11 protein-coding genes and 1 riboswitch are annotated in these 11,893 nt (G+C 62.8%); of the genes, 7 read left to right on the forward strand and 4 right to left on the reverse strand.

Annotated elements, in window-relative coordinates; translation table 11 throughout:
• The first annotated feature begins 10 nt into the window (after window positions 1-10).
• From ACZ5YV_RS01410 to ACZ5YV_RS01440, 7 genes are all read left to right on the forward strand, one after another.
• Window positions 11-1,168 (forward strand): deoxyguanosinetriphosphate triphosphohydrolase, encoded by a 1,158-nt coding sequence (locus ACZ5YV_RS01410; protein ID WP_464788256.1) that lies wholly within the window; start codon window positions 11-13, stop codon window positions 1,166-1,168.
• 111 nt (window positions 1,169-1,279) lie between these two features.
• A riboswitch (glycine riboswitch) is annotated at window positions 1,280-1,379 on the forward strand.
• A gap of 175 nt (window positions 1,380-1,554) precedes the next feature.
• On the forward strand, window positions 1,555-2,706 hold the full coding sequence (gene gcvT / locus ACZ5YV_RS01415) for a glycine cleavage system aminomethyltransferase GcvT (protein WP_464788257.1): 1,152 nt from the start codon (window positions 1,555-1,557) through the stop codon (window positions 2,704-2,706).
• Between the two features lie 60 nt (window positions 2,707-2,766).
• Entirely contained in the window at window positions 2,767-3,138 is a 372-nt protein-coding gene (gene gcvH, locus ACZ5YV_RS01420; RefSeq protein WP_464788258.1) for a glycine cleavage system protein GcvH, read from the forward strand.
• 122 nt (window positions 3,139-3,260) lie between these two features.
• Window positions 3,261-4,619 carry an aminomethyl-transferring glycine dehydrogenase subunit GcvPA gene (gene gcvPA / locus ACZ5YV_RS01425; RefSeq protein ID WP_464788259.1) on the forward strand — a complete coding sequence of 453 codons (1,359 nt, stop codon included), beginning with the start codon at window positions 3,261-3,263 and terminating at the stop codon, window positions 4,617-4,619.
• Window positions 4,616-6,187, forward strand: coding sequence for an aminomethyl-transferring glycine dehydrogenase subunit GcvPB (gcvPB, locus tag ACZ5YV_RS01430; RefSeq protein WP_464788260.1), 1,572 nt, complete (start codon window positions 4,616-4,618; stop codon window positions 6,185-6,187). The genes gcvPA and gcvPB overlap by 4 nt, the downstream gene beginning before the upstream one ends.
• Window positions 6,184-6,831: a DUF938 domain-containing protein gene (locus tag ACZ5YV_RS01435; protein WP_464788261.1), complete on the forward strand. Its 648-nt coding sequence runs from the start codon at window positions 6,184-6,186 to the stop codon at window positions 6,829-6,831. The genes gcvPB and ACZ5YV_RS01435 overlap by 4 nt, the downstream gene beginning before the upstream one ends.
• A gap of 56 nt (window positions 6,832-6,887) precedes the next feature.
• Entirely contained in the window at window positions 6,888-7,763 is an 876-nt protein-coding gene (locus tag ACZ5YV_RS01440) for a hypothetical protein (protein WP_464788262.1), read from the forward strand.
• Here the strand turns inward: ACZ5YV_RS01440 and ACZ5YV_RS01445 are convergent.
• From ACZ5YV_RS01445 to ACZ5YV_RS01460, 4 genes are all read right to left on the reverse strand, one after another.
• Window positions 7,720-9,711, reverse strand: coding sequence for an ATP-binding protein (locus tag ACZ5YV_RS01445; protein WP_464788263.1), 1,992 nt, complete (start codon window positions 9,709-9,711; stop codon window positions 7,720-7,722). The genes ACZ5YV_RS01440 and ACZ5YV_RS01445 overlap by 44 nt on opposite strands.
• 123 nt (window positions 9,712-9,834) lie before the next feature.
• Entirely contained in the window at window positions 9,835-11,097 is a 1,263-nt protein-coding gene (gene spt / locus ACZ5YV_RS01450) for a serine palmitoyltransferase (RefSeq protein WP_464788264.1), read from the reverse strand.
• 129 nt (window positions 11,098-11,226) lie between these two features.
• A complete protein-coding gene (locus tag ACZ5YV_RS01455) occupies window positions 11,227-11,469 on the reverse strand; it encodes an acyl carrier protein (protein ID WP_449471372.1) in 243 nt (80 codons plus the stop codon).
• Window positions 11,470-11,591: 122 nt separating this feature from the next.
• On the reverse strand, window positions 11,592-11,870 hold the full coding sequence (locus ACZ5YV_RS01460; RefSeq protein ID WP_464788265.1) for an ETC complex I subunit: 279 nt from the start codon (window positions 11,868-11,870) through the stop codon (window positions 11,592-11,594).
• Between the last annotated feature and the right edge of the window lie 23 nt (window positions 11,871-11,893).

Below are 11,893 nucleotides of genomic sequence, written 5' to 3' on the forward strand. Positions count from 1 at the left end.
GAGCGTCCAGATGACGACGCTCGCCCCCTATGCCGCCCACCCCGCCCGAAGCCGTGGCCGCCTGCATCCCGAAGCGGGAGGCGAGACGCGTGGTCCTCGTGACATTTTCCAGCGCGATCGCGATCGCATCATCCATTCCATCGCTTTCCGCAGGTTGCGGCACAAGACGCAGGTATTCGTGTCGCCCGATGGCGATCATTTCCGCGTCCGCCTGACCCACAGTCTGGAAGTCGCGCAGATCGGCCGCACCACAGCGCGCACTCTGGGCCTGAATGAAGATCTGACCGAGGCACTCTGCCTCGCCCATGACATCGGTCATCCGCCCTTCGGTCATGCGGGCGAAGACGCGCTGGAAGCGGCGCTGGATGATCATGGCGGCTTCGATCACAACGCGCACACCCTGCGCACTCTCATGCTGCTTGAATCGCCTTATCCCTGTTTCCAGGGGCTTAATCTCAGTTGGGAGATGCTGGAGGGCCTTGCGAAGCATAATGGTCCCGTCGACCATCCCGGCTGGGCGATGCGGGAAGTCGATGCGCTCTTTCCGCTGGAGCTATCCTCTCATGCCTCGCTGGAGGCGCAGCTGGCGGCCATCGCCGACGATATCGCCTATGACAATCACGACATTGACGATGGCCTGCGCGCTGGCCTGCTGACGCTGGATCAGCTACTCGCCGTGCCCGTCGTCAAACATTGCTGGGACCGGGTGCGCGCCCGCTATCCGCACATCCCGCAGGATCGCCTGCTTCGTGAACTGGTGCGTGAACAGATTGGCCTCATGGCGAACGATCTCATCGCTTCCACCCGGCGGAACATCGCTGAGGCCCGCGTAGAAACGGTCGAGGATGTGCGATCCGCCGGACGCCCTCTGGTCTGCTTCTCGCCTGAACTCGCGGCGCAGGAACGCGACCTGAAGCGCTTCATGTACGCGTCGCTCTATCACCATCCATCGCAACTCGCTGCGGCCAACCGTGCGCGGATCATCGTGCGCGACCTGTTCCGGGCCTATCAGCAGCAGCCGGAACTCATGCCGTCTGAATGGCAGGACGATCGCCTGCTGAATGAGCCGGGTCGCAGCAGGCATATTGGCGACTTCATCGCGGGCATGACCGATCGCTATGCGGAAAAGCGCCACGCGGAAATTTTCGGAGAGATGGCGCTCGTCTGAACGCACCCCATTTTCAAGACCATCACTACGAGCCAGCCGATTGAGCAATTGACGGCGCCTCCCATTTCCCGCAATGCGACAGGGTCCCCGGCGCCCGATAGATTCGGGTCCGGACATGATGCGGGAGAGCATGGGAAGCCTTTTAGGCCACCCCGTCGCCGAAGGAGCAACCGCCCCGGAATCTCTCAGGCTAAAGGACCGCATCATGGGCAGGCACTCTGGAAAGCGGACGGGTCATTCCGTCCCACCGAAGGGGTAAGCCATCCGGTCGCTGGGCCGGTGGTCAAAGCTCTCAGGTTCCGTGACAGAGGGGGTGGCAGACGCCAGGATTCCGACTCCGGATCATTATGTCTGTCGCCATGAACCCTGCACGAAAGGCCGCTCTCATGTCCGGCAATGACGACATCGCCCATATCGAAGAAGAATTGCCGTTGCAGGATATGCCGCTCGACGCCTGGCATCGCGCCAAGGGCGCGCGCATGGTGGGCTTTGCGGGCTACCATATGCCCATCCAATATGAAGGCATCATGGCCGAACATGCCTGGACCCGCGAGCATGCCGGGCTGTTCGATGTCAGCCATATGGGTCAGCTCACCTTTTCCGGTGAAGGCGTTGACGAGGCGCTTGAACATTTACTGCCCAGCGACATCAAGGGGCTGAAGCCCTTTCGGCAGCGTTACTCGATGCTGCTTGATCAGGAGGGCGGCATCCTCGACGATCTCATGGTCTCGCGCCTTGGTGCGGAGGCGTTTGACGGCGCGGACATTTATATGGTCGTCAATGGCGCGACCAAATATGACGATATGGGCTGGATGATCGAAAATCTGCCTGATGAGGTCGTCATGAACCATATGGACGAGCAGGCGCTGCTCGCCCTGCAAGGTCCTGAAGCGGGTGAGGCGCTGGCCAGCCTGATCCCTGGCACCGCCGACCTCCTTTTCATGCAATCTGGCCTTTTCAACTGGCGCGGCGTTCCGCTGTGGGTGAGCCGTTCCGGTTATACCGGCGAAGACGGGTTCGAAATCAGCATATCCGCCGCTGACGTCGCGCTGCTGGCCGATGCGCTATGCGCCTTGCCGCAGGTAAAGCCGATCGGGCTGGGCGCGCGCGATTCGCTTCGGCTTGAGGCTGGGCTTCCTCTTTACGGCCACGACCTGACGCCTGCTGTCAGCACCATCGGCGCGGATCTTGGCTTTGCCATCCAGAAGCGCCGCCGGGAGGAGGGTGGCTTCATCGGTCATGCGCGCGTGATGAAGGAACTGGCCGATGGGCCGGGGGCCAAGCGCGTGGGTCTGAAGATCGAAGGCCGACTACCCGCCCGCGAAGGGGCGCCCATCTTCGCCGATGGTATCAAGGTGGGAGAGGTGACCTCTGGCGGCTTTGCGCCGACCGTAGGCGCTCCTATCGCCATGGGCTGGGTCAGCTTGCCGCACAGCGCCATCGACACCGCGCTGGAAATCGAAGTGCGCGGCAAGCGCATCGCCGCCACCGTCGCGCCTATGCCGTTCGTGCCGCACCGTTACCGCCGCAAGGCCTGAATTTCCTGATTTTTTGTTGGTCGTGATTTTCAAGTAAATCACTCCGAGGGGAGCAGTAAAATGAGCCGTTATTTCACCGACGAACATGAATGGATCGACGTAGAGGGCGAGATCGCCACTGTCGGCATCACCGATTATGCGCAGGAGCAGTTGGGCGACATCGTGTTCGTCGAACTGCCTGCTGAGGGCGCAACCTTCGAAAAGGGCGACGACGCCGCCGTCGTTGAATCCGTGAAGGCCGCTTCGGACGTCTATGCGCCGATTTCCGGCGAGGTCGTCGAAGCAAATGGCGCGCTGGAGGAAGAACCCGCCCTGGTGAACAGCGACGCCGAAGAGGATGGCTGGTTCTTCAAGCTACGCATCGCCGACGCCAGCGAGTTGGATGGCCTGATGAACGAAGCCGGCTACAAGAAGTTCGTGGCCTCGCTTTGAGAACCAAATAGCCCCTCCCCTTCAGGGGAGGGGTTGGGGTGGGGATCGCCCAACGCACTGTGCCCGGCGGTAAGCCCCCACCCCCGGCCCCTCCCCTGAAGGGGAGGGGAGAGGAGATATGAATGCGCTACCTACCCCTTACCGACACCGACCGGCAGGACATGCTGTCCGTCATCGGCGCGCCTTCGGTCGATGACCTGTTCGTGGACGTGCCCGCCGAGGCCCGCCTTTCCGGCAAGATCGCGGGATTGCCCGATCATGCCAGCGAATTGGCGGTTGAGCGCCACATGGCGGCCCTCGCGCGCAAGAATCTGTCGGCGGGGGAGGCGCCTTTCTTCCTCGGCGCGGGCGCATATCGGCATCATGTTCCCGCCAGCGTCGATCATCTGATACAGCGCGGTGAGTTCCTGACCGCCTACACGCCTTACCAGCCCGAAATCGCGCAGGGCACATTGCAGGTGCTGTTCGAATTCCAGACCCAGGTGGCGCGTCTGCTTGGCTGCGACGTCGCCAACGCGTCCATGTATGACGGCTCCACCGCCTGCTGGGAGGCGATCGGCATGGCCCGCCGCATCACCAAGCGCGGCAAGGCGATCCTGTCGTCGGGCTTGCATCCCCATTATGTCTCGGTCGCGAACACCATGGCGAAGTTTACTGGCGACGCGCTGGTGCATGAAGCACCGAGGCTCGAAGCCGCCACCGATATCGATGTGCTGATCGCCGGGATCGACAAGGATACCTCCTGCGTGGTCGTCCAATATCCCGACATTCTCGGCCGCATCGCTGACCTGACCCCGCTCGCCGACGCCGCTCATGAAGCAGGCGCGTTGCTGGTCGCGGTCGTGACCGAGCCGGTGGCGCTGGGCGCGATCAAAGCACCGGGTCATATGGGCGCGGACATCGTCGTGGGGGAAGGCCAGTCCATCGGCGTCGGACTCCAGTTCGGCGGTCCTTATCTCGGCCTCTTCGCGTGCAAGCAGAAATATGTCCGCCAGATGCCCGGTCGCCTTTGTGGCGAGACGGTGGACGCGGCGGGCAATCGCGGTTTCGTACTCACCCTCTCAACCCGCGAGCAGCATATCCGCCGTGAGAAGGCGACATCGAACATCTGCACCAATTCGGGCCTCTGCGCGCTGGCGTTCAGCATCCATATGACGTTGCTGGGCGAAAAGGGCCTGCGGGACCTCGCGACGCTCAACCATGGCCTCGCCGTTCAGGCGGCCGAGCGTCTGGCCCAGGTGCCAGGCGTCGAGCTGCTCAACGACAGCTTCTTCAACGAGTTCACGCTGGTCCTGTCGAAAGATGCCCGCGATGTCGTCCGCAATCTCGCTGATAAGGGCGTACTTGGCGGCGTGTCGCTCGGCCGCCTGTTCCCGGATGCGGCGGAGATCGGCAACGGCCTGGTTGTCGCCGTCACAGAGACCGTGACCGCGGAGGATATCGAAACCTTTGCCAAGGCGCTTGAGGAGGAAGTGGCATGACCATGCTCAAGGAAGGCCGCCCCACCGCGCCCCAGGCCATCACCGGAGCCGATAGTGCCCCGGTCACTGCCACGGGCAACCGCGCGTTGATGTTGGAAGAAGCGCTGATCTTCGAGATCGGATCGACCGAAACCACCGGCGTTGACTTCGCCGAGGCGCCCAAGGTCGCCAGCCGCCTCGGCAATCTCGCTCGCACCGAAAGCATCGGTCTGCCCGGCCTGTCGGAGCAGGAGACGGTGCGCCACTATACCCGCCTCAGCCGCCAGAATTACGCCATCGACCTTGGCCTGTTCCCTCTTGGCAGTTGCACGATGAAGCACAACCCGCGCCTCAATGAAAAAGTCGCGCGGATGCCCGGTTTCGCGGACCTCCACCCGCTTAGCCCCCAGTCGACCGTTCAGGGTGCGCTGGCGGTGATCCACGAACTCGCCGAATGGCTGATCAAGCTGACCGGCATGCACTCGGTCGCGATGAGTCCCAAGGCGGGCGCGCATGGTGAACTATGCGGCCTGCTCGCGATCCGCGCCGCGCTCGAAGCCCGTGGCGACGCGCGCAGTGTCATCCTCGTCCCGGAAAGCGCCCACGGCACCAACCCGGCGACCGCAGCCTTCTGCGGTTACAAGGTCGAGGATATTCCCGCGACCCCCGATGGCCGCGTCGATCTGGCTGCTCTCAAGGCGCGCCTCGGCTCGGACGTCGCGGCGGTGATGATCACCAACCCCAACACCTGCGGCCTGTTCGAGCGCGAGATGAAGACCATCTCCGACGCGGTCCACGCCGCCGGGGCCTTCGTCTATTGCGATGGCGCGAACTTCAACGCCATCGTCGGCCGGGTCCGCCCCGGTGACCTGGGCGTCGATGCGATGCACATCAACCTGCACAAGACCTTCTCCACCCCCCATGGCGGCGGCGGTCCCGGCTCCGGCCCGGTGGTGCTCAGCCAGGCGCTCACCCCCTTCGCGCCGCTACCCTTCGTGGAGAAGCAGGGCGACAAGTTCGTACTGATCGAGGAAGAAACGGCGGACGAACATCACGCCAGCAGCTTCGGCCGCATGGTCGCCTTCCATGGCCAGATGGGCATGTTCACCCGCGCGCTGACCTATATCCTCAGCCACGGCGCCGACGGCCTGCGGCAGGTCGCGAGCGACGCGGTGCTGAACGCCAACTACATTCTGCGCAGTCTGGACGATGTGCTGGACGCACCGTTCGGGCAAAGCGGCCCTTGCATGCATGAGGCACTGTTCAGCGACAAGGGTCTGGCAGAAGGCTTCACCACGCTCGACATCGCCAAGGGGCTCATCGACGAAGGCTTCCACCCGATGACGATGTATTTCCCGTTGGTCGTCCATGGCGCAATGCTGGTCGAACCCACCGAAACGGAAAGCAAGGCTGCACTTGACCAGTTCATCATGGCGCTGCGCAGCCTTGCCGAACGCGCGAAGGCCGGTGACGAAGCGCTGAAGGGCGCACCCTATTTCGCGCCCCGCCGCCGCCTTGATGAAACGCTTGCCGCGCGCAAGCCAGTCCTTAGCTGGAGCGATCCGGCGCTCGCGGAAGCGGCCGAATGACGGACGGGCCGGAGCCGTGGGAACCCGGCTCCGGTCCCGTGGCGTCGGGCAAGCGCCATGCGCCCGCGACGCAGCGTAACCGCGACGCCATCCTCGCGATATTGCGTGAGGCGCTTCCATCTGCGGGCCTGGTGCTGGAGGTGGCGAGCGGCAGTGGCGAACATGCCCGCTATTTCGCGGCGGCGCTGCCCACCCTCGAGTGGCAGCCGAGCGACCCCGATCCCGTTGCGCTGGCATCAATTGAGGCATGGCGCGCCGAGGAACTGCTTCCGAATCTTCGCGCGCCCATCAGACTTGATGCCGCCGCCGCATGGCCGGTCACAAAAGCTGACGCGATCCTCTGCATCAACATGACCCATATCAGCCCCTGGGCAGCGACCCTTGGCCTGATGGCGGGGGCGGGGAGGGCGCTGCCCCCGGGCGGGCTGCTCTATCTCTATGGACCATTCATACGGGATGACATCGATACCGCGCCCAGCAATCTTGCCTTCGACGCTTCGCTAAAGGTGCGCGATCCGCAATGGGGCTTGCGCCGCGTCGAGGATGTGGCCGCAGCCGCAGCGGAGCGCGGGCTGGCGTTCGACCGGCTTGTGGAGATGCCCGCCAACAATCTGTCGCTACTGTTCCGAAGGGCTTCTTCCTGAAAGTCGGCCGCGCTGACCCTTCGACAAGCTGAGGCCGAATGGATATGGGAAGCGCAATGCCCAATCAACTCCTACCCCTTGTGACCGCCGAACTCACCGCGCCCGCCGATCCGCGCGCGGCGGCGATGGGCGGTGCGTTGGCGGCGCAATATCCGCATGCCGCCCGCGCTGTGCTCTTCTACGGCTCCTGCCTGCGGGAGCAGAATCTCGATGGGCTGATGCTCGATTTCTACCTCATCGTGTCGGATTATCGCGCGGCTTATGGAAAGCGCTGGCTCGCCACGGCCAACCGGCTGATCCCGCCCAATGTCTTTCCGTTCGAACATAATGGCCTGATGGCGAAATATGCCGTGCTGTCGGAAGCGGACTTCGCGCGCCTCAACAGTCCTGCCGCCGATAATGTCTCGGTCTGGGCGCGCTTTGCCCAACCTTCCCGGCTGCTGTGGGCAGCGGACGACCTCGCCCGTCAGCGAGCGATCAGCGCAGTTGCGGGCGCCGCGCCCACCTTGTTGTCGCTCGCCCGTCCCGTGACGGACGCGCCGGACGCGCTATCGCTCTGGAAGGCTGGCTTTACGCTCACCTACAATGCCGAATTGCGGGCGGAGAAGAAGGGGCGTTCGGTTTCGATCGTCGATGCCGACCCCGATCGCTATCGCCGCTTCGGAGAAGCTGCCTTGGCCCAAGGCCTGCCGCCATCGCCGTCGGAACCCGCCAAGCGTTGGCGCGCGCTGCAACGACGCGGCAAATATCTGTCCGTCATTCGCCTTGCCAAAGCCAGCTTCACCTATGCGGGCGGCATCGATTATCTGGCGTGGAAGATAAACCGCCATGCGGGAACCGCTATCCAGATAAAGCCCTGGCAGCGTCGTTGGCCCCTGATCGGCGCGCTTACTCTGCTGCCGCGGCTGTTCCGGGGTGGTGCGATCCGCTAAGCGCGTTGGACAGCGCGTGTGACAGGCCCTTCAGTGTGTAAGGCTTGCGTAACACCTCATGTCCGCCAAAGTCAGCGCCCTCCGCAATGTCCCCCGCATAACCGGTGACGAACAGCACTGGCAGGCTGGCATAGGCGGCGGGCAGGGTGCGGACCATTTCCGGGCCTGTCATTTCCGGCATCAGCACGTCGCTTATGATCAACCCGATGTCGCGATGGCTGGTCAGCAGCTTCGCCGCTTTCGACGGATGATCGCAGGCCACGGGCAAATGGCCCAGTTCCGCGAGCGCCGCCATCGTCTGGTTCAGCACGCGGGGATCATCCTCCACCACTAGAATGCGTGTCGGCGGATGCAGTACCGGCTCGCGCTCGGGCAGCGAGGGATCCGCTTTTAGCGCGCTGTCCGCCACGGCCTTGCGCGGCAGATATATGGAAACGCAGGTGCCTTCACCGACCTGGGATTCGATGCGGATTTCACCCTGGCTCTGTCGGACAAAACCGAAAATCTGGCTGAGCCCCAGACCTGTTCCCTTGCCCACCGGCTTGGTGGTGAAGAAGGGCTCGAATACGCGGGCCAGCACATCGGGCGTCATGCCGCAGCCATCGTCCTTGACGCTCAGCGTGACATAATCCCCCTCGGCACATTCGCCGATTTCATGATCCGCCAGATGCACCTGGCCCGTGCCGATCACCAGTCGCCCGCGTCCATCCATCGCGTCCCGCGCATTGACGCACAGGTTCAGAATGGCATTTTCCATCTGATGCTGATCGACGAAGATGCGCCAGCCCTTGGACTGGTTCTCTATCGAAACGGTGATCTGATCGCCGATCGATCGGTCAATCAATTCCACCATGCCGCTGACCAGAGCGTCAGGGTCCACGGCGCTGGGCAGCAGCGGTTCTGACCGCGCAAAAGCAAGCAGGCGGCGGGTCAGGGCGGCGGCCCGATTGGCCCCTTCCATCGCATTGTCCAGGTGTCGCGCGGCCTCCTGTGGCTTCAGCCGCAGTCTGCGCTTGGCCAGTTCCAGCCCGCCAACAACCACCGCGAGCATGTTGTTGAAGTCATGGGCAATGCCGCCGGTCAGCTGGCCGACCGCATCCATCTTCTGCATCTGACGCAGAGCTTCTTCGGCCACTGCGCGCTCGGACGTTTCCTTCTTCAGCTGGTCATAGGCACTGGATAGTTCGGCCGTGCGCGCCGTCACCGCTTCTTCCAGCCGATCGGCGCGTTCAGCCTCCATCTCGGCCATGCGTCGCGCGTTACGACGCTCGGTATAGGCGGCATTGGCGACCCACAGGGCGAACAGGACGCATACGAACAGCACCAGCCCGAACAGCCGCGACGTGCGGTCAACAAATTGCGTGCGGTTGCCTGCCAGACTCACCGCAAGGCTACGCTCGCGCAGGCGGGCATTTTCCGCCTGTATGACGCGGTCGAGCAACGTAGTGATGTGTGTCAGGTCTTCCGACCGCCCCGCCTTGTGGAATTGGGCGAGCGCCGCCATCTTCTGGTCATAGGTCGTGCGCAGCCCTATTTCGTTCAGCGTCTTGCCGCGCTGGATGAATGCCTGCTGCAACTTCCGGACATTGGCGCGTTGCCATCCTGATCGGCGGGTGGCGTAGTTCAGCAGCTTTAGCTGGCTGGATGCGGTGCGCCACTGATCCTGGAAAAGACGGCCGACATCGGGATCAAGGCTGATCACATATCGCGCCAGCGTGACTTCCGCGCGCGCAGTCTTGGCCTCGAAAGCTCTGGCGAGGGCGATGATTTCGAAGCTGCGCCGTTGTTCCTGCAACGCCCGTTCATGGTCGCGAGATGCATTGCTGGCGCTGTAAAGCAGGGTGCCCAGCGCCCCCACCAGCAGTATCACGAGGACCAGCGGAAGGAAGCGTCGTACCGAAGCCCGCCAGCCAGAATCCTGGTCTTCCATGTAATAGCTGTCTGCCATCAACCCCAGATCTTAGTCGAACAGCATTACAGGCGAAATATCAAGGAATAAAAGGTTCCAAGGGGCAGTCACGCTTCATCTGCCCCTTATCTCCCTGTATCGCGGCGATGGTGATCGACGCGATCAACCGATTGCGCCGGTTGCCTTCCCCGCCGCCTCGAACATGCCGATAATCTGGCCAACCTGTTCGTCGCTATGCTCGGCGCAAAGCGAGCAACGCAGCAGGAAAGTCCCTGCCGGTGTGGCGGGCGGGCGCGCCATATTCACGTAGAGGCCGAGCTCCAGAAGCGCTTGCCACATGGCGACCGCCTGCGTCTGATCCGTCAGGATCACGGCAATGATCGCGGACTGCGGCGTTTCCGTCCCCAGCTTGAAGCCAAGATCGGCGAGGCCCTTGTGCAGGCGCTTGCTGTTCTTCCACAAATGCGCGCGCTTTTCGCCCGCGTGCATCAGCTTGCGGATGGACGTTGCGGCTGTCGCGACGACGCTCGGCGGTAGCGAAGCGGTGAAGACATAGGGGCGGCAGACGAGGCGCAGCACCTCGAACTTGGGGTGGTTGGATACGCAGAAGCCGCCAACCGTGCCGACCGACTTGGAGAAGGTGCCGACGACGAAGTCTACATCCTTCTCGACGCCCTGCTCCTCATAGACGCCGCGGCCATTGGCGCCGAAAAAGCCCATGCCGTGGGCTTCGTCGACCAGGATCATGCAATTGGGATGCTTGCGCACCGCCGCTACCATCTCGGGCAGGGGGGCGACGTCGCCCAGCATAGAATAGACGCCTTCCAGCACGACCAGCTTCTGCGCATCGGCGGGCAGGCGGCCAAGGCGCTTGTCCAGATCCTCGACGCTGTTGTGACGGAAGCGCACGATTTCCGCATCGCCCAGAAAACAGCCGTCATAGATGGACGCGTGGCTGTCTGCGTCCAGCACGACATAGTCGCCCCGGCCCGCCAGCGTGGAAATCATGCCGAGGTTGGCCTGATAGCCAGTCGAAAACACCATGGCGCCCGAGGTGCCATAGAAGTCCATCAGCGCGTCTTCGACTTCCTTATGGCCCTGATAGGTGCCGTTAAGTACGCGGCTGCCGGTTGTGCCTGCCCCGAACTCGTCCAACGCCTTCTTGCCCGCCGCGACGACATCGGGGTCGAAAGTCATGCCCATATAGTTATAGGTGCCGAGCAGGATCGTGTCCTTGCCCTTGATCACTGCCTGGGTGGGGGACTTCACCTCGTCCATGACGATCGCGAAAGGATCGCGCACGCCGGTCGCCAGCAGCGCCTCGCGCTCGGCGATCAGCGGATCGAATTTGGAAAAGAGGTCGCGCGCGCCAGCTACTTCGGCGGGCGTGTGGGCGTCGGTGGCGGTTTCAGCAGCGTCGGTCATCGCATATATCCGTTCGGTTCGAGCAGCATCGAGCATGTCGAGATGCGTCAGGCGAGAACTTTTCCCGTCATTTCGACCATCGATCCTCGGCAAAGGCGGATCGGCTCGACGCGAACGGGGAAGGCTAGATTAGCCCTTCAACTTTGCTACAGCGTCCACAAGCTGACCGATATTCTCGATCTCAGCCTGCATGTTCATCGTGATGATGATATCGAACTCATCCTCGATCGCCGCGACGAAGTCCATGACGGTCAGGCTGTCCCACTCCAGGTCGCCCGCAAAGCTGGTTGCCTCGCTCAGTTCGACGCCCTTCTTGTTGAAAGGAGCGATCTGCGCGGCGATGCTGTCGAAAATCTGCTGGCGATCCGTCATTATCTGTTCAAAGCTTTCCCATGAAAGGGCGACTTTTGCCCCCAAGTCCCGCCTTTTGGCAAGGGAATAAGGCGGCAATCGGGCAGCATCGCGCCCGATTATGAGCCGCCCCTTGTGGGTTTTTAGCGGAAATTATCGGCGTAGGCTTGGATCTTCAGCGTCTTGGGCGGCGTCGGGATGAAGGTGTAACCGATCTCATACTTGTCGGCATAGGCGCGCGCTGCGTCCAGCGATGGGAAGGTCAGCTTGACCTGGCTCTGCGTATCGCCCGATCCGGCCCAGCCGGTCAGCGGGTCCGGCTTCTTCGCCTCGCTCGGCGCAAATTCCAGAACCCATTTGTCAGTCCGCGCCTTGCCGGACTGAAGGGTGTTCTTCTGAATCTGATAGATGCGCGCAGCCATCGTGGCGTCAAACTCCTGGGAAG

Source organism: Sphingobium sp. TomTYG46 (genome assembly GCF_055396345.1).